The sequence below is a fragment of the Syntrophales bacterium genome (assembly GCA_035363115.1).
In the GTDB taxonomy this organism is placed as follows: Bacteria; Desulfobacterota; Syntrophia; order Syntrophales; family PHBD01; genus PHBD01.
Window position 1 is genome coordinate 1 of record DAOSEM010000006.1, and the last position, 18083, is coordinate 18083.

The 18083-nt window shown below is 62.2% G+C and carries 18 protein-coding genes; all 18 read right to left on the reverse strand.

The genetic code is table 11. The features are described from left to right. Positions 1-394: 394 nt before the first annotated feature. The 18 genes from PLO63_12050 to PLO63_12135 all read right to left on the reverse strand — a co-directional run bounded on the left by PLO63_12050 (position 395) and on the right by PLO63_12135 (position 17952). Positions 395-1588 (reverse strand): pyridoxal phosphate-dependent aminotransferase, encoded by a 1194-nt coding sequence (locus PLO63_12050; GenBank protein HOI74865.1) that lies wholly within the window; start codon positions 1586-1588, stop codon positions 395-397. An 11-nt stretch (positions 1589-1599) separates the two neighbouring features. Continuing rightward, positions 1600-2097, reverse strand: coding sequence for a pantetheine-phosphate adenylyltransferase (gene coaD, locus PLO63_12055; protein HOI74866.1), 498 nt, complete (start codon positions 2095-2097; stop codon positions 1600-1602). Next, positions 2094-2666 (reverse strand): 16S rRNA (guanine(966)-N(2))-methyltransferase RsmD, encoded by a 573-nt coding sequence (gene rsmD, locus PLO63_12060; protein HOI74867.1) that lies wholly within the window; start codon positions 2664-2666, stop codon positions 2094-2096. Before rsmD ends, coaD begins: the two co-directional genes overlap by 4 nt. A gap of 57 nt (positions 2667-2723) precedes the next feature. Beyond that, positions 2724-3737 (reverse strand): aspartate-semialdehyde dehydrogenase, encoded by a 1014-nt coding sequence (locus tag PLO63_12065; protein ID HOI74868.1) that lies wholly within the window; start codon positions 3735-3737, stop codon positions 2724-2726. A 90-nt stretch (positions 3738-3827) separates the two neighbouring features. Next, positions 3828-4625 (reverse strand): CDP-diacylglycerol--serine O-phosphatidyltransferase, encoded by a 798-nt coding sequence (gene pssA / locus PLO63_12070; GenBank protein HOI74869.1) that lies wholly within the window; start codon positions 4623-4625, stop codon positions 3828-3830. Next, the gene (locus PLO63_12075) at positions 4622-5263 is read right to left on the reverse strand and encodes a phosphatidylserine decarboxylase family protein (protein HOI74870.1); all 642 of its coding nucleotides are present in this window, start codon (positions 5261-5263) and stop codon (positions 4622-4624) included. Before PLO63_12075 ends, pssA begins: the two co-directional genes overlap by 4 nt. Before the next feature lie 100 nt (positions 5264-5363). Then, on the reverse strand, positions 5364-6044 hold the full coding sequence (gene tsaB / locus PLO63_12080) for a tRNA (adenosine(37)-N6)-threonylcarbamoyltransferase complex dimerization subunit type 1 TsaB (protein ID HOI74871.1): 681 nt from the start codon (positions 6042-6044) through the stop codon (positions 5364-5366). Next, positions 6044-7153 (reverse strand): RIP metalloprotease RseP, encoded by a 1110-nt coding sequence (rseP, locus tag PLO63_12085; GenBank protein ID HOI74872.1) that lies wholly within the window; start codon positions 7151-7153, stop codon positions 6044-6046. The genes tsaB and rseP overlap by 1 nt, the downstream gene beginning before the upstream one ends. Further along, complete coding sequence (locus tag PLO63_12090; protein ID HOI74873.1) at positions 7150-8310, reverse strand: 1-deoxy-D-xylulose-5-phosphate reductoisomerase; 1161 nt, start codon at positions 8308-8310, stop codon at positions 7150-7152. The genes rseP and PLO63_12090 overlap by 4 nt, the downstream gene beginning before the upstream one ends. Then, positions 8307-9116: a phosphatidate cytidylyltransferase gene (locus PLO63_12095; protein ID HOI74874.1), complete on the reverse strand. Its 810-nt coding sequence runs from the start codon at positions 9114-9116 to the stop codon at positions 8307-8309. The genes PLO63_12090 and PLO63_12095 overlap by 4 nt, the downstream gene beginning before the upstream one ends. A gap of 32 nt (positions 9117-9148) precedes the next feature. Further along, positions 9149-9886 (reverse strand): isoprenyl transferase, encoded by a 738-nt coding sequence (locus PLO63_12100; protein HOI74875.1) that lies wholly within the window; start codon positions 9884-9886, stop codon positions 9149-9151. Positions 9887-10232: 346 nt separating this feature from the next. Further along, on the reverse strand, positions 10233-10790 hold the full coding sequence (frr, locus tag PLO63_12105; GenBank protein HOI74876.1) for a ribosome recycling factor: 558 nt from the start codon (positions 10788-10790) through the stop codon (positions 10233-10235). A 4-nt stretch (positions 10791-10794) separates the two neighbouring features. Next, positions 10795-11511, reverse strand: a complete 717-nt coding sequence (pyrH, locus tag PLO63_12110) for a UMP kinase (protein ID HOI74877.1) — start codon at positions 11509-11511, stop codon at positions 10795-10797. A 1-nt stretch (position 11512) separates the two neighbouring features. Continuing rightward, positions 11513-12118, reverse strand: a complete 606-nt coding sequence (gene tsf / locus PLO63_12115) for a translation elongation factor Ts (GenBank protein ID HOI74878.1) — start codon at positions 12116-12118, stop codon at positions 11513-11515. 31 nt (positions 12119-12149) lie between these two features. Next, positions 12150-12980: a 30S ribosomal protein S2 gene (gene rpsB / locus PLO63_12120; GenBank protein HOI74879.1), complete on the reverse strand. Its 831-nt coding sequence runs from the start codon at positions 12978-12980 to the stop codon at positions 12150-12152. A 222-nt stretch (positions 12981-13202) separates the two neighbouring features. Then, entirely contained in the window at positions 13203-14399 is a 1197-nt protein-coding gene (argJ, locus tag PLO63_12125; protein ID HOI74880.1) for a bifunctional glutamate N-acetyltransferase/amino-acid acetyltransferase ArgJ, read from the reverse strand. Positions 14400-14436: 37 nt separating this feature from the next. Further along, positions 14437-16962 carry a preprotein translocase subunit SecA gene (secA, locus tag PLO63_12130; protein HOI74881.1) on the reverse strand — a complete coding sequence of 842 codons (2526 nt, stop codon included), beginning with the start codon at positions 16960-16962 and terminating at the stop codon, positions 14437-14439. A gap of 81 nt (positions 16963-17043) precedes the next feature. After that, a complete protein-coding gene (locus tag PLO63_12135; GenBank protein ID HOI74882.1) occupies positions 17044-17952 on the reverse strand; it encodes a M23 family metallopeptidase in 909 nt (302 codons plus the stop codon). Positions 17953-18083 lie beyond the last annotated feature (131 nt).

An 18083-nucleotide genomic window follows, 5' to 3' on the forward strand; every position in this document is an offset into this window, starting at 1 on the left:
CGCTGCGACGGCAGGGTACCCCGAAAAAGCCGCTATTCGCGCTCCGGGAAGCCCCTCTACCCGACCGACGTTCGCAAGTAAAGACAGGCGAAATGTCCCTGTTTGTGCCGGCCGACGTTCGCGGGGGCGCGACCGGGGGTTCCCAGAGGAGCAATTGGAAAACGTTTCCGGACCCCAGGCTCTTCCGTTTCAGAAGGCGAAGAGCGGAAACGTTTTCGCGACGGCGGGAGCCCCCGTGGCAGCCCCCGTGCTATGATGCTTGAATCAAGGGAAAGCACCGGGAGACAGCAGAGCCAAAATATACGATGTATAGAGCGAATGCCTGCGTCTGGAAGGGAGAAAAAAGAGGGGAAAGGTAGCGGAGGACAGGCGAACGCCTGTCCTCCGTGTTTGTTCAGCCCAGGTTCGCGACGGCCTTGGCGATCCGGCGCAGCCCCTCTTCGATGTTTTTCATGGAGGTGGCATAGGAGAGACGGATGAACCGGTCGTCGCCGAAGGCGCCGCCGGGAACAACCGCCACGTTCGCCTCCTCCAGCAGGAATTCCGTCACGTCCGCAGAACCGCTGAGAACCCTGTCGCGCCACTTGCGCCCGAACAGCCCCTCCACGTTCGGAAAGACGTAGAAGGCGCCCTCGGGCAGGCGGCAGGATACGCCCGGCGCCGCATTCAAACCCGCCGTGATGACGTCGCGCCGCTTCTGGAATTCCACGACCATGGCCTTTACGACGGACTCGTCGCCGTTCAGGGCCGCCACGGAGGCCTTCTGGGCGATGGAGGTCGGATTCGAGGTGTTCTGGCTCTGGAGGTCCGTCGCCGCCTTGATGGCCTCCCGGGGACCGGCGGCATAGCCGATCCGCCAGCCCGTCATGGCATAGGCCTTGGACACGCCGTTCACGACGACGGCCTGGTCCTTCAGCCGGCCGTCGACGCTGACGATGTTGGCGAACTTCCGGCCGTCGTAGAGGATCTTCTCGTAGATGTCATCGGTGATCACCAGGATCCCCGTTTCCAGGACGACTTCCGCAAGGGCCTTCAGCTCCGCCTCCGTATAGGCAGACCCCGTCGGGTTGGAAGGGCTGTTCAGAATGAGGGCCTTCGTCCGTCCCGTAGCGGCCTTCCGGAGTGCCTCCGGGCGAACCTTGAACCCGTCCTTCTCCTCCGTCGCCAGGATCACCGGCGTCCCCCCTGCCAGAACAACCAGGTCCGGATAGGACACCCAGTAGGGCGCCGGGACGATCACCTCGTCCCCCTCGCCGAAGAGGACCTGGGCCAGGTTGTACAGGCTGTGCTTGGCCCCGCAGGAGACCATGACCTCGGGCCGGCTGTACGCGAGGCCGTTGTCGCGGTTCAGCTTGGCGATGACGGCGTCTTTCAGGTCATCGATCCCCCCGACGGGGGTGTATTTCGTGAAGCCCGCCCGGATGGCCTCCTCGGCGGCCTTTTTGATGTGCTCCGGCGTATCGAAGTCCGGCTCTCCGGCCCCGAAGCCGATGATGTCCCTGCCGGCCGCCTTGAGGGCCGCCGCCTTTGCCGTCACGGCCAGGGTCGGAGACGGCTTGATGAGGGTTGCTCGAGGTGACAGCTTCATGATTTCCATTCCTATTTCTTGTCGAATTTTTCCTGCAGCTTTCTGTGGATGAGATCGGGTACCAGGCCCCGGACGGAGCCGCCGAGGCTTGCCGCCTCCTTGATGAGGTTGGAACTGGTGTAGAACCACTTGTAGCCCGTCATGAGGAATACCGTCTCCACGTCCCGGTTGAGGCGACGGTTGATGAGGGCCATCTGGAACTCGTACTCGAAGTCGGACACGGCCCGGAGGCCTCTCAGGATGATGCCGGCTCCCGTATTGCGGGCGTAATCCACCAGCAGCCCCGCGAAGCTGTCCACCCGGACCCGCTCCCAGTCGTGCACCGATTCCTTGAGAACCTGGTGAATCAACTCCATCCGCTCCTGGACCGTGAAGAGGGATGCCTTGTTTGGGTTGTACGCCACGAGAACCACCAGTTCGTCAAAGATCCGGAGCCCCCGCTCGATGATGTCGATATGGCCGTTTGTGATGGGATCAAAAGAACCAGGATAAACAGCGATCTTTTTCATGCGTATTCTTCTCCGCGCGCATTCTTTTCGTAAAAAGATAAAATCGTGTCGCCGTATTGTCTCGTGTCCGCCATGCGCCAGCCTTCCGCCGTCCCGGCCGCCCTTTCCTCCCTGGATGAATGCTGGATCACCAGTCGTCCCTCCGGGACCAGGAGCGGCCACTCGGCCGTCTCCTTCAGGATCCCGCCGGTCCGTTTCCCGGCGTAGGGCGGATCGGCAAATACCAGATGGAAGCGCTCCCCCCGGTGGGAGAGCCGCCGGATGCCCGTGAAGGCATCGGTTTCCAGGACCTCCGAGGATCCGTCGAAACCGCACTCCCGGATGTTTCTCCTCAGGAACCCGGCCATCCTCGGGTCCTGCTCCACGAAGACCACACGGGCGGCGCCCCGGCTCAGAGCCTCGATGCCGACCGCCCCGGAGCCGGCGTAGAGATCCAGGAAGGCGAATTCCCGGACATCCCGGAGGATGTTGAACAGGGCCTCCCGGATTCGGTCGGACGTGGGCCGGGCACGGTTTCCCTTCGGGGCGAAGAGCCGTTTCCCCCGGGCCGTTCCGGCGATCACCCTCATTCGCCCGCCTCCCGCATCACCGGGCCTTCCGGTCCACCGCCGACAACTCCCGATGGTTCACAGGTACTTCCGGATCAGGATCTCGGCGATCTGGACGGCATTCAGGGCCGCTCCCTTTCGAAGGTTGTCCGAAACCACCCACAGGTTGATCCCGTTGGCGATCGACTCGTCTTCCCGGATCCTCCCCACAAAGGTCTCGTCCTTTCCGGCGGCATGGATTGCCAGGGGATACTGCCGGCTCGCCGGATCGTCCACCACCTTCACACCCGGCGCTTTGGCAAGAATCTCCCTGACCTCCGCAGCGGTGATCTTCCGCTCCGTCTCGATGTTCACCGATTCCGAATGGCAGTAGAACACGGGCACCCGGACGGTCGTCGCCGTCACCGCGATGGAGGGGTCCATGATCTTCTTCGTCTCGTTGACCATCTTCATCTCTTCCTTGGTGTACCCGTTCTCCATGAAGACATCGATCTGGGGCAGGCAGTTGAAGGCAATTTGGTGGGGATAGACCTTCACCGCCGGCTCCTGGCAGGCCAGGAGCGCCCGGGTCTGATGTTCCAGCTCGTCGATGGCCTTCTTGCCGGTTCCGGAGACGGCCTGGTAGGTGGAGACGATGATCCGCCTGATCCGGGCGGCATCGTGAATCGGCTTGAGGGCAACCACCATCTGGATGGTGGAGCAGTTCGGATTCGCGATGATTCCCCGGTTCTTGTACCGGGCGATGGCCTCCGGATTGACCTCCGGAACGACCAGGGGGATCTCCGGCACCATGCGGAAGGCGTTCGTATTGTCCACCACGACACAGCCCGCCTGGGCCGCGATCGGGGCGAACTTCTCGCTGATGCTCCCACCGGCGGAGAAAAGCCCGATCTGGACGCCGCCGAAGGAATCTTCTTTCAGGACCTCCACGGGGTAAGACTTCCCCCGGAACTCCAGGGACTTGCCCAGGGATCGCTCGGATGCCAGCAGCTTGAGCTTCCCGACGGGAAAGTCACGCTGCTCCAGGATCCGGATCATTTCATTGCCCACGGCACCGGTGGCGCCGACCACTGCGACACTCCATGAATTCATGACAAACCCTTTCCGAACAAAGTAAAAGGGCAGAGCTCCGGAGCGGGGCATGTCGCCGCATTCCTTTGCGCCTACCCTTCCTGATGGCGGTTACTTCTTGGTCATAGGATGCGTATCGGCATGACCGGCCGAATTCTTTCCCTCTGCGCCGTAAATCGCCCTCCGGATCAGCTTGTAGAGCAGCCAGGCCGGACCGGAGAGGCTATACCCGGCAAAGAACGTGAACACCATGATCTGGGGCTCCGCAACGATGATGACCAGGATGAATACAATGAGCACGAAGGATATGAACGGCTTCCGGGCGAAGAAATTCAGATCCTTGAAGCTGTAGTACTTGATGCTGCTCACCATGAACAGCGACAGGCAGATGACGCCGACCAGTACCCCCGTATTGGGGAACAACCCCTGGAAGCCCATGTAATGGTAGAGGAGAACCCCTGTGGCGATCACGGATGCCGCCCCCGGAATCGGCAGCCCGTTGAACACCTTGCTCTCGATGATGCCGATCTGGATATTGAACCGGGCGAGCCGCAAGGCCCCGCAGGTGACGAACAGGAAGGCCGCCAGCCATCCCCACTTGCCGAAGGCGTGAAGCGACCAGGTATAGGCCAGGATGGACGGTGCAACCCCGAAGGCCACCAGGTCCGCCAGGGAATCGTACTCGGCCCCGAACTTGCTGGTCGTGTTTGTCATCCGGGCGATCCGGCCGTCCAGGCCGTCCAGGACGAGGGCTGCCATGATCGCCCAGGCGGCCGTCTCGAAATGGCCGTGGGTCGAGACCACCACCGAGTAGAAGCCGCACAGCATGCTGGCCGTCGTAAAGAGGTTCGGAAGAACGTAGATTCCCTTCTTCATGCCGTCGCGCATGCGACCGGTTTTCTCGCTCACGGAAGCACCCCCAGGGGGGTCTCCCCGGCCCGGGTCACGTCTCCGACCTTAACGGAGATCGTGGACTCCAGGGGCAGGAAGACATCCAGGCGCGAACCGAATCGGATGAGCCCGAATCGCTCGCCCCGGGTTACGGTCATGCCCTCGTTCAGCCAGCAGACGATCCTCCTGGCCACCAGCCCGGCGATCTGAATCGTCAGGATCTTCTTTCCGTCTTCCGTCCGGATCAGGACGGCGTTGCGCTCGTTGTCGGACGACGCCTTGTCCAGGCTCGCCACGAGAAACTTTCCCTTGTAGTAGCGGATCTGCTCCACCGTCCCAGAGCAGGGTGCGCGGTTCACGTGGACGTTGAAGACATTCATGAAAATGGAGATCTTCCTGGCCCTTCCCTGCAGGATATCCGCCTCTTCCGCCTCGCCGATGAAGATGACTTTCCCGTCGGCGGGGGAAATGACAAGGCCCGCCGCATCCGGTGTTTTTCTCTCGGGATTCCGGAAAAACCAGAGCACGAAAAGGGTGATGAGCGCCAGGATCGTCGCGGAGACGGGATAGCCGGCAAACCAGGAGGTCAGCGCGAAGAAGGCTGGGATGGCGATGAAAGGGATGCCTTCCGGTACGATGATGCTGTTTCGGCTCATGAATTTATTCTCCCGGCGGGCGTCGGCCGACCCCGGACTATGATTTGCCTAATATCCGAGAACGGTCCGGATGTCAACGGAGTTCCCGCCCGGCGGGGCCTTACCCACTTGTCTCGGCCTCGGATTTCCGCAGGTAGGCGGGGATGAACGTGAGGGGGTCGGCAGACCGCCCTTCCCGGTAATGATGAAGCGCCAGCCAGCCCACTGCGGAGGCCCGGATGCCGTTTAACGGGGGCGGGGCGAAGCACGCCTTTTCCCCGAGTCCCTCCCGAATCGTTTCCCCGTAGACGACGGCCCCCTCTCCCAGGAAGAGAACCGACTCGTGAATCTTTTCAAGGAGATCCGACAGGTTTATGGTAGCGTCCGGAATGACGGAGCAGGGAACCCCGTTCCCGGCAAAGCGGTAGAGGCCTCCGTAGACCTGTCCCTTCCGGGCGTCGAGGAGCGGACAGACGGGAATCCCGCATCCGGCGGCATTCACGGCCAGAGTCTCCAGGGTTGAGACCGGTACGATCGGTTTCCCCGTGGCCAGGGCCAGCCCCTTGAGGGTCCCGGCGCCGATGCGGAGCCCCGTGAACGAACCGGGCCCGCCCGTCCCGGCCAGGAGGTCGATCTTCCCGACGTCAACGCCCGCCAGGTCGAGGATGGATTGTACGAAAGGAAGGACGGAGGTGGCGTGATGACGGTCCAGGTCCGCATACCCCTCCGCAAGGATCCGCTCATCCTCCAGGAGGGCCGCAGAGACCGTTTTGGTTGCCGTATCCAGGGCCAGGATATGCATTATTTTCCGGTGAAGAAACGCACGAAGCCTTCGTAAATCGGGTTGTCCGCCAGGAGCCGGTCGATGTCGAGTCCGAAGACGAAGAGCATCAGGAGAATGAGGAACGCGAAGCCCACCTGCTGGGCGAACTCGCGGATTTTGACGCTGACCGGCCGCCGCATGACCGCCTCGATGACGTAGAACAGCAGGTGCCCGCCATCGAGGACCGGGATCGGCAGCAGGTTGAGGACCCCCAGATTGATGCTGAGGAGGGCCATGAGCAGGAAGAAGGGAACCAGGCCTTCCTGCACCTGAGTGCCCGCAAGCTGGGCGATGAAGATCGGGCCTCCCAGCGTCTTGGGCGAAAGCACCCCCTCGAAGATCTTGACAATGCTCACCAGCGTGAGCTTGCTCAGCATCCAGGTCTTCTGCAGGCTGACCCAGAGCGCCTCGGCCGGATTCAGCCGCTCCGTCACGAATTTTGGATCCGGACTGATGCCGATCTTCCAGGTATCGATCTCCTCCCCGAAGAGGTTCTTTCCCTTCATGGACCGGGGCGTAACGAACAGCTCGTGCTTCGCGCCCGCCCGATCCACGGTGATCTGCAGCGTTTTGCCCCCGCTGGCGTTGATGATCTCCGCCAGGTGCTCCCACTTGCGTATCTTCTTCCCGTCGATGGCCACCACGGTGTCCGCCGGGTGCATCCCCGCCTCCATGGCCGCCGAGCCCTCCTGGATCGTCCCGATCGTGCCGGTCAGGGTCGGGACACCGGCCATGTAAACACCGGCGAAGATCAGAACGGCGAGGATGAAATTGAAGACGGGGCCGGCCAGGACGATGCCCATCCGGACCCAGACGGATTTGTTCGAAAAGGAGCGGTGGCGCTCGTCCACCGGCAGGAGCTCCGCCTCCGATTCCCCCAGGAGTTTCACGTATCCCCCCAGGGGGATGAGGGAAAGAAGGTACTCCGTCTCCCCGATTTTCCGGCTGTAGATCTTCCTGCCGAAGCCCAGGGAAAACTTCAGGACCCCGACGCCGGACCACTTGGCCGCCAGGAAGTGCCCCAGCTCGTGGGCGAAGATGAGAACGCCCAGGAGGATGATGACCGATACGATGCTGATGCCGATCAAGCGCCTTGCCTCTCGATGATGGTTTGGGCCGCTTCCCGCGCCCAGCGGTCCGCCCGCAGGACGTCCTCGACGGACCGGATATCCTCCCTGTCATGACGGGAGAGAACCTCTTTAATCGTCGCAGCCATGTCTGTAAAGCGAATTCTTCCCTTAAGGAAGGCCTCCACGGCGATCTCGTTCGCCCCGTTCATGACGGCCGGGGCAGTCCCTCCAGCACGCCCGGCGGCATAGGCCATATCCAGGCTCGGGAAGCGCTCCCTGTCGGGTTCCAGGAACTCCAGGGCTCCCGCCCGGGTCAGGTCCAGAAGCGAGCCGGGCTGCGGGATCCGCTCCGGCCAGGTCAGGGCATAGGCGATGGGGATCCGCATGTCCGGCACCCCGAGGTGGGCCAGGATGGAGCCGTCCCGGAACTCCACCATGGAATGAACGATGCTCCGGGGATGAATGACCACGTCGATCCGGTCGTAGTCCACGTCGAAGAGCCACCGCGCCTCGATGACCTCCAGCCCCTTGTTCATCATGGAAGCCGAGTCGATGGTGATCTTCCGGCCCATGGTCCAGTTCGGGTGCTTCAGGGCCTCCGCGGTCGTGACTGCCTCCATCTGCTCCCGGGTATGGCGGAGAAAAGGCCCCCCCGACGCTGTCAGGACGATACGCCGCACGGCCCCTCTCTGCTGTCCCTCTAGGCATTGAAAGATGGCGCTGTGCTCACTGTCCACCGGAATCAGCATGACCCCCTTCGCCCGGACCCGCTCCATGACGAGGGATCCCGCTGTAACGAGGGTCTCCTTGTTGGCCAGGGCGATGGCCTTTCCCGCCTCGATGGCCGCCAGGGTCGGCAGAAGCCCCGCAGCCCCCACCATGGCCGACAGGACCATGTCCGCGCCTTTCAGCGAGGCGCACCGGCAACAGCCCTCCGTGCCGGAAAGGATGTCCGCCCGGACAGGGCCGGTCATCTCCCGCAACCGCCGGGCATGCTCCTCGTCCATCACGGAGACCACCTCCGGGTCGAACTCAACGATCTGCTCTTTCAGGAGGTCCAGGTTTCGCCCCGCGGCCAGGGCAACGACCTCAAAGCGGGCGCGGTTGCGCCGCACCACATCCAGGGCGCTGGTTCCGATGGAGCCGGTGGATCCGAGAATCGAGAGTTTTCTCATGGAAGCAGGAAGAGTTTGTAGTAGTAGACAAAAGGCCCGATAAAGATCAGGCAGTCCAGGCGGTCCAGGAAGCCTCCATGGCCGGGGAGGAGCGTTCCCGAATCCTTCGTTCCCGAGGCCCTCTTCAGGGCCGATTCGCAGAGATCGCCGAGCTGCCCGATTACGCTCCCCGCCAGGGCCAGCGCTACCGTGTGGACCACCGGGAGGTCCGGGAGGAGAAAATACCGGTAGATCAGGCAGCACACGACGCTCCCGGCGAACAGGCCCAGGGTCCCCTCGACGGTCTTTCCGGGGCTCACCAGGGGAAGCAGCTTGCTGCGCCCGAAGGTCCGGCCTACGTAAAATGCCGCCACGTCTCCCGAAAACGCCAGGACAAGGACGAAGAAGATCCACAGGACGCCGTCCGGGGCCTGCCGGATCAGGATGATGTGGGACATCATCAGGGGAATATAGAGGATGCCGAAGGCCAGTTTCTGTACCGGCAGGATGTCGAAATGGTCCTCCCGGATCCGGGGCAGGTAGGTCATGAATACGATCAGGACCGAAAAGACGGTCACGGCCATGAGGATCCGAGGATCGCCCGTCCGGGCGGCGAGACAGATCGCCGCGGCGAAGAGAAGGCCCTCCCACCGCTCCCAGGGGTGCCCCTCCCCGAAGGACATGCGCGTGTATTCCTCCATGCCGAGGAGGACAACGGCCAGGATCAGGAGGAAAAAGAGGATCTCCCCACCGAACAGGACCAGGGCGAACAGGATCGGCACGGCGACGATCGCCGTGAGCCAGCGCTGTAAGTGTGAGCTTGCCATGACACCTCCGGTCTGTTGAAAAACGCCCATTATTAGAGTTGCTCGGACGTCAACCCAAACCTCCTCTCCCGCTGCCGATAGGCGGCAATGGCCCTCAGGAGCTCGGCGCGGTCGAAATCGGGCCACAGGACGTCGGTAAAAAAGAATTCCGTGTAGGCCATCTGCCAGAGGAGAAAATTGCTGATCCGGAACTCGCCGCTGGTCCGGATCAGCAGGTCCGGATCAGGCACTCCGGCGGTCTGGAGGTGCTCTTCGAACACCTCCTTCGAGATGCCTTCGGGGGGCAGGAGCCCGGCCGAGCATTTCGCCGCCAGGGCACGGGCGGCCTGCAGGATCTCGTCCCGGCCGCCGTAGCTCAGCGCCAGGATCAGGACCATGTCCCGGCCCTCCTTCGTTTCCTCCATGGTCTCCCGGAGGAATCGCTGTACCGGCTCCCGGAGCGCCGCGGTATTTCCGATGGTCTGCAGGCGGATCCCCCGCTCCCGGAGTTCCCGGGCCTCCGACTGGAGATAGTCGATCAGGAGGTCCATCAGTGCCGAAACCTCCCGTGCAGGGCGCATCCAGTTCTCCACCGAGAAGGCGTACAGCGTCAGGTATTGAATGCCGATCTCCCGGCAAGTCCGCACGGTGGTCCGAACCGCTTCGGCCCCCTTCCGATGGCCGGCGATTCTCCCCAGGGCGTGCTTCTTTGCCCAGCGGCCGTTGCCGTCCATGATCACGGCAATGTGCCGGGGAAGATTTTCTCTATCAATCCCGTTGAAATCGCTCACAGTTGGACTCGTTTTCCTTTTTTTCTGGCCGTAGCACATCCCCGGGGTGATTGCAATCTCCCACCCCTGCCGGGATTCCTTCACTGCTCCGGGACGGCGATACGGTCTGGACGCAAGGTCCCCGAAATCCAGAGCTGCAGGGTGCAGGGGTGAGGGATCTGCAATCCCTGCCCATGTCTCGCTGAGTGGGATGAGGGAAACGCCGCCGTCAGACCCTTTTTCGACAGCCCGAAAAAAAAGGGAGCCTCCGCTCCCTTTATCGTGCCGGCCCTGTCGGGCCTGTAATCCGTTTGATCCCTGACCGCCGGAAGCCTGTCCCGGAGTGATGCGCTCGAAGCACACCCCGTCAGATCTCCATGATCTCCTTTTCCTTCGCCGCCAGGAGGGCATCCACCTTCTCGATGGCCTTGTCCATGCGCTTTTTCACATCCTCCTGCTGGGTGAACATCTCGTCCTCGGAGATCTTGTTGTCCTTCTTCAGCGTCTTGAACTCCTCATTGGCATCGCGGCGCGCGTTCCGGAGCTTGACCTTGCATTCCTCGGTCATCTTCTTGACAACCTTCACCAGTTCCTTCCGGCGCTCCTCCGTGAGGACCGGAATGGCCAGCCGCACCAGTTTTCCGTCGTTCGTGGGCGTGAGGCCGATGTCCGCCTTCTGGATCGCCTTCTCGATGGCCCCGATGACGCTGGTGTCCCAAGGGGAAATCAGGATCATCCGGCTCTCCGGGATCGAGAGATTGGCCACCTGGTTGAGCGGCGTTGGCACCCCGTAGTAATCGACCTTGATCCCGTCCAGGAGCGCCAGGGAGGCACGTCCCGTCCGCACCTTGCTGAATGACTTCTCCAAGGCGCTGGTGGACCGGTCCATATCTTCCTTCAGCGTGGCAAATACCTTTTCTTTCATGATTTTACGCTCCTAACCGGGTCCCTACCGGTTCCCCGCAGAGTACCCGCTTGATGTTTCCACTTTTCTGGAGGTTGAAGACGATCACCGGCATGCCGTTGTCCCGGCAGAGGGAAACGGCTGTGCCGTCCATGACTTTCAGATCCTTCACCAGGACATCCGCATAGCCGATGCGATCGAAGAAGATCGCATCCGGCTGGCCGACGGGGTCCCGGTCGTAGACGCCGTCCACCTTTGTGGCCTTGAGCAGTACCTCGGCCTTGATCTCGATGGCCCGGAGAGCCGCCGCCGTGTCGGTGGTGAAAAAAGGATTTCCCGTCCCTCCGGCCAGGAGAAGGACGCTGCCTTCATCCAGATAACGGATGGCGCGCCTCTGGATATAAGGCTCGGCCACCCCTTTCACGTCCAGGGCGGAGAGAACACGGGCCGGAACGCCCTGGGCCTCCAGGGCGCTCTGCATGGTCAGTCCGTTGATGACCGTCGCCAGCATCCCCGTGTAGTCCGCCGACGTCCGGTCCATGCCGCGGGCGGCGGCGATGCCGCCCCGCCAGATGTTGCCGCCGCCGATGACCAGACCGACCTGGACTCCCAGGGCCACGACCGACTTGATTTCCCGGGCGATTCCCTCGATCACCTCGAAATCGAAGCCGAAGCCCCGGCCCCCGGCAAGGGCTTCCCCGCTGAGCTTCAGGAGTACCCTGCGAAATACCGGCTTTTCCAAATCAGCCCTTCAACTCTTCTCCCAGCTGGAACCGGGCGAAGCGACGGATGATGATGTTCTCTCCCGTCTTGGCGATCATTTCGTTCAGAAGCGTCTTCACCGTGATGTCGGGATTCTTGATGAATTTCTGGTCCAGGAGACACACATCCTCGTAATACTTCCTGAGTTTCCCCTCGATGATCTTGTCCCAGATCTTCTCGGGCTTCTTCTCCTGGGCAAGCTGATCCCGATAAATGGCCTTTTCCCGCTCGAGGTCGGCCGCGGGGATCTCTTCGCTCTTCAGGTACAGGGGGTTCGATGCCGCCACATGCATGGCGATGTCCTTGACGAAACCGGTGAAGTTGTCCGTCTTCGCCACAAAGTCGGTCTCGCAGTTGATCTCCACGAGGACGCCGATCTTTCCGCCCATGTGGATGTAGGAGCCGACGGCACCGTCCTTGGCGGCCTTGGAGGAGCGCTTCGTAGCCGCCGACATGCCCTTCTTGCGCAGGAAGTCGATGGCCTTTTCAAAATCGCCGCTGGAGGACTGCAGGGCTTCCTTGCAGTCCATCATACCGGCGCCTGTTTTATCCCTCAACTCTTTTACCATTGCGGATGTAATTTCCAATGTTCAAACCTCCATCCTTGTATCGTTGAAATCAAGCAGTTGCTTCCGTTGATCCGGCCTGTCCCTCGGGACTCTCCTTCTTCTCCACGCTCTCCGGAACGTCCGGCTCGGCCTCCTCGACGGGAGCCTCCTGTGCGCGGGCGTCCTTGTCGCTCTCCGCCTGGATCTTTTCCTCGTAACGCTTCTTCCCCTCCATGACCGCATCGGCGATGCGGGAGGAAAAGAGCTTGATGGCCCGGATGGCGTCGTCATTGCCGGGGATCACATAGTCGATCAGGTCGGGGTTGCAGTTGGTGTCCACGATGGCCGTGATCGGAATTCCCAGTTTTCGCGCCTCCTGCACGGTGATGTCTTCCCGTTTCGGGTCCACGATGAACAGGCCGCCCGGATGCCCCTTGAGTGTCCGGATTCCTCCGAGAACCTTGAGGAGCTTGTCGCGCTCCTTCTGGAGCTTCATGATCTCCTTCTTCGGGAAGGCCCGCACGCTTTCATCCTGGAACATCTTGTCCAGCATGTTGAGGCGGTCGATGCTTTTCTTGATGGTCGTGAAGTTGGTCAGCATACCGCCGAGCCAGCGCTGGTTGACGTAAGGCATGCCGCAGCGCCCGGCCTCCTCGCGGATCGCTTCCTGGGACTGTTTCTTCGTTCCCACAAACAGGATGGTTCCGCCGTTCGCCACGGTGTTCACGACAAAGTCGTAAGCCTTGTGGAACATCTCGACGGTCTGCTGGAGATCGATGATGTAGATGCCGTTTCGGGCGCCGAAGATGTAGGTTTTCATCTTCGGGTTCCATTTGTTGGTCTGGTGACCGAAGTGGACTCCCGCCTCGAGCAGGAGCTTCATGGAAATCAGTGCTGCCATAGTCTTTCTCCTTTTGTTTTTTCCTCCACCCCCATCACCCCGCCAGGGAACTTTTCCAAGGAAAAGCAACCCCCTGCCGGTCCGGGGATGTGCGAAATCTGCCGGCCATTAGCATAATGGGTTCCCCTTGGCAAGGGAAAACCCTGCCTTCTCTCAATTCCTCCGCCGGGGCGGCATGCCCCCGTGACAGCCCCCGCGCCCAGGGAAAAAAGTGGTCCCCGCTCAGGTCGTGTAATGGGCGTTGATCCTGACATAGTCGAAGGTCAGGTCGGAGGTGTGGAGGACGAATGCCCCCCTGCCTCCGGCGAGATCGATCCGGACATGGATCCGGTCCGAGGCCATGACGCGGGCCAGCTCCGCCGTCGCCGCGGGAATGCCCCGGCCACCCGCAAAGACCGTCACCCCACCAAAAGACACATTGACAGCATCGGGATTCACCGGCACACCGGCGGCGCCCACTGCCCCGATCACGCGCCCCCAGTTGGGGTCTCCCCCGAAACAGGCCGTCTTGAACAGGTTTGAGTTCCCCACGGCATAGGCCACCCTCCGGGCCTCCGCCTTCGTCCTCCCGCCGGACACTTCCAGCGTGACGACCTTGGTCGCCCCTTCCCCGTCCCGGACCATGGCCAGGGCCATCTCCTCCAGGACCGCCGCCAGCATCCCCCGGAAGGTACGGCCGTCACGGTCCCCTTTCCGGAAAGGGCGGTTCCCCGCCCGGCCGTTGGCCAGGACGAGGACGGTGTCGTTGGTGCTCATGCATCCATCCACGGAAATGGCGTTGAAGCTCCCGGCCACCCCTTCCCGGAGCAGCTCTCCCAGGAGGCGGGGCTCGACGGCCGCATCCGTGAGAACGTAGGCCAGCATGGTCGCCATGTCCGGCTGAATCATACCGGCGCCTTTGGCCATCCCTAGGACCGTCACGGGCCGGCCGTCGATGCTCTCCGCGCGGAGAGCCATCTTGGGAAACCGGTCCGTCGTGAGGATCGCCTCCTGGGCCTCTTCCATCCCGTCAGGACGCAGTCTCCCGGCCAGCGACCCGACGCCGGCCAGGATCTTCCCGACAGGCAGGCGCCGGCCGATGACTCCCGTGGAGGCCACTAGAATCATGTCATCCGGAATGCCCAGCGCCCCCGAGACCGCCCGGGAGGACGCCCGGGCGTCTTCGATGCCCTCGGGCCCCATGGCGGCGTTGGCGTTGCCGCTGTTGGTCAGGATCGCCTGGGCCCGGCCGGACCGGATGCGCTCCATGTCCACAATCACCGGGGCCGCCTTGAAGGCGTTGGTGGTGAACATGCCCGCCGCGGAGGCCGGCTCCTCTGAAACGATCAGGGCCAGGTCCTTGCGCCCGTCCTCCTTGATCCCCGAGGCGATCCCCGCCGCCCGGAAACCCGGTACGGTCCAGTTCACATCCCTTTTCATGTCATTCTTCACCGGCTGCATGTCACGTCGCCGCTTTTCAATTTGCACCGCAGCATCGTTTGTATTTCTTCCCGCTCCCGCAGGGGCAGGGATCGTTCCGGCCGACCTTCTCCCCGGTCCGCTTGACCGGGGCGGCCGCCGCCCCGTCGCCTCCCCGGCTCATGACGTACTCCTGCTCCTGCCGCCGCTGGATCCGCTCGACCTCGTCCTCCCGCTGGATCCGGATCATGCAGAGCTTCTCCAGGCTGTCCATCTTGATCCGCTCGATCATCTCCATGAACATGTCGTACCCTTCCTTCTGGTACTCCCGAACGGGATCCTTCTGTCCGTATCCCCGAAGCCCGATCCCCTCCTTGAGATGATCCATGGCCAGCAGGTGGTCCTTCCACTGCGTGTCGATGGCATTGAGCATGATGACACGAAGGAGGTATTCCATCAGCTCCTTCCCGAACTCCGCCTCCTTGCCCCGGAGGAGCCCCATCACGGCTTCGTGGATCTCCTCCTGGATCACGGCGGGCCTCAGGTCTTCCCGGTCGGAGAAGTTCATCTTCAGGGAGAACTGCTTGAACACCATGTCCTCCAGCCCTTTCAGATCCCCGTCCACCGGATTCCCCTTCTCGTCGATGAAGTCCGGAATCAGGTCGTCCAGGACGTCCCCCAGCATTTCTTCCAGGTCCGACCAGAGGCCTTCGCCTCCCCGTAGGACCTTGCGGCGCTGCTCATAAATGACCTGCCGCTGGCGGTTCATGACATCGTCGTATTCCAGGAGGTGCTTGCGGATCTCGAAGTTCTGCCCTTCCACGCGCTTCTGGGAGTTCTCGATGGCCTTGGAGATCATCCGGTGCTCAATGGGCTGGTTCTCCTCAAGGCCGATCCTGTCCATGATCGAGGAGATTTTCTCGCCCCCGAAGATGCGCATCAGATCGTCCTCGAGGGACAGGTAGAATCGGGAGGAACCCATGTCCCCCTGGCGTCCAGAGCGGCCGCGGAGCTGGTTGTCGATCCGCCGGCTCTCGTGGCGCTCCGTTCCCAGGATGTGGAGGCCCCCCAGTTCCGCTACTCCCTCGCCCAGCTTGATGTCGGTTCCGCGACCCGCCATGTTGGTCGAGATGGTCACCATGCCCCGCTGGCCCGCCTGGGCGACAATCTCCGCCTCCCGGTCGTGCTGCTTGGCGTTGAGGACGTGGTGCTTGACCCCCGTCCGGGAGAGAATCTTGCTCAGGTACTCCGACTTCTCGATGGAGATGGTGCCCACCAGGACGGGTCGGCTGTTCCGGTGCATCTCCTTGATCTCCTCGATGACGGCCTTGAACTTTTCCTCCTCCGTCTTGTAGACGACGTCCGTATGGTCTTCCCGGATCATGGGCATGTTCGTCGGGACGACCACCACCTCGAGGCCGTAGATCTTCTTGAACTCCTCCGCCTCCGTGTCGGCGGTGCCGGTCATGCCCGCCAGCTTGTCGTACATGCGGAAGTAGTTCTGGAAGGTGATGGACGCGAGGGTCTGGTTCTCCCGCTCGATCTTGACCTTCTCCTTCGCCTCCAGGGCCTGGTGCAGGCCGTCGCTGTAGCGCCTCCCCGGCATCAGCCGGCCGGTGAATTCGTCGACGATGATGACCTCGCCGTCCTTCACCATGTAATCCACGTCCCGCTTGAACAGGGTGTGGGCCTTGAGGGCCTGGTTGACGTGATGGACGATCTCGATGTTCCCGGGTTCATAGAGATTCTGGACCTTCAGGAGGCTTTCCACCCGGGCGACGCCCTCCTCCGTCAACACCACGGTCTTGCTCTTCTCCTCGATCGTGTAGTCCGTGTCCTTGCGAAGGCGCGGGATGATCTGGTTGATCCGGTAGTACTTGTCCGTCGATTCGTCGGACGGCCCGGAGATGATGAGGGGCGTCCGGGCCTCGTCAATGAGGATGCTGTCCACCTCGTCGACGATGGCGTAGTGGAAGTCCCTCTGGACGTAATCGTCCAGGGTGAACTTCATGTTGTCCCGAAGGTAGTCGAAGCCGAATTCGTTGTTCGTTCCGTACGTGATGTCCGACAGGTAGGCCTTCCTGCGCTCCGCGTCGTCCATGCCGTGGACGATGACGCCCACGGTCAGGCCGAGAAAGTTGTAAATGGGCCCCATCCACGAAGCGTCGCGGCGGGCCAGGTAGTCGTTCACCGTAACCAGGTGGGCGCCCCGGCCCGTCAGGGCGTTCAGGTACATCGGCATGGTCGCCGCCAGGGTCTTCCCCTCGCCCGTCTTCATCTCGGCGATCTTTCCCTCGTGGAGGACGATGCCGCCGATGACCTGCACGTCGAAGGGGCGCATCAGGAGGGTCCGCCGGGACACCTCCCGCACGACCGCAAAGGCCTCCGGGAGGATGTCGTCCAGGGTGGCTCCGTTTTCCAGCTTCTCCTTGAAATACGGGGTCTTCGCCTGGAGTTCGGCGTCGCTCAGGGCCAGCATCGCCGGTTCCAGATCGTTGACTTCATCGAGGATAAAGGAAAGGCGCTTCAGGTCGCGGTCGTTCTTGCTGCCCACGATTTTCTTCAAAATGGATTCAAACATCATATCGCATATCCAATAAAAAAACCGGTGTCGCACCGGTGTCGGACGGTAGGCGCCGTGGGAAAAAAAGGAAGGAGATCCTCCCTATCGGCGCAGATAATTCCTCGGATTCACGGCGACTCCGCTGAAATAAACAGAGTAGTGAAGATGGGAGCCGGTGCTTCGGCCGGTGTTCCCGACGTACCCGATGACCTCGCCCCGCCGTACGATCGTCCCTTTCCGGACGGCGATCCGGGACAAATGCCCGTAGAGCGTGGAGAGCCCCCGGCCGTGATCAAGCTTGACCACATTCCCATAGCCGCTCTGCATGGACGCCTCCAGAACGACCCCGTCCGCTGGCGCGCGGACCGGCGTTCCGTGCTGCGTGGCAACGTCGATACCCTCATGATATTCCCGGCCTCCGCCGAAGGGGGACGAGCGGGTACCGAACTCGGAGGTCACCAGTCCCCGTACCGGCCAGAGAGACGGTGTCGCCGCGACGACCGAACGCTGGCGGTTCAGGAAATGCAGGATCTGGACAAAACTCTTCTCCCGGGCGGCCGCCTCCTGCTCCAGCCGGTCGACGCCCTGCACGACCTGCGTCAGGATGGCCTGCCGGTCTCCATCCAGGCGCGACGGGACCGGCCCCTCCTCCGGCACGGCGCCCCCGATGCCCAGAATCACCTGCTTGTCGCGGCTGCCCTCGATGTTGGCGGCAATGCGGATCTTCCGGTCGAACTCGCTCAACTCGTTCATCCTGGCACTGTACCGCTCCAGGCGTCCGGCGAGCTCGACGATCTGCTTCTCCTGGTTGCCCGTGACTGCCCGCAGGCGCGCCAACTCGGCGGCATCCCGGCGGACGGAAATGTAATCATAGGCGAAATAGAGCGACGCGAGAATGACGACGGCCAGAACCGCGGCCAGCCTCTTCAGGAGGGATCCGGGAATCCCGAAGGTATGGACGGGACCGTCCTTTCGGGGAATGATCAAGAGCGTAAAGCCGCGTTTCGCCATCCTGACTCCCTGCTGTTATGCGTTTCCTCACGGTGCCGCCCGGGGGCACATGAACACGCCTCTATCGGGTCGGATGTGGACGGATCACCGGGGCGCGAGCGGAATGAGACTGGAACCGTTGGATACCGGGA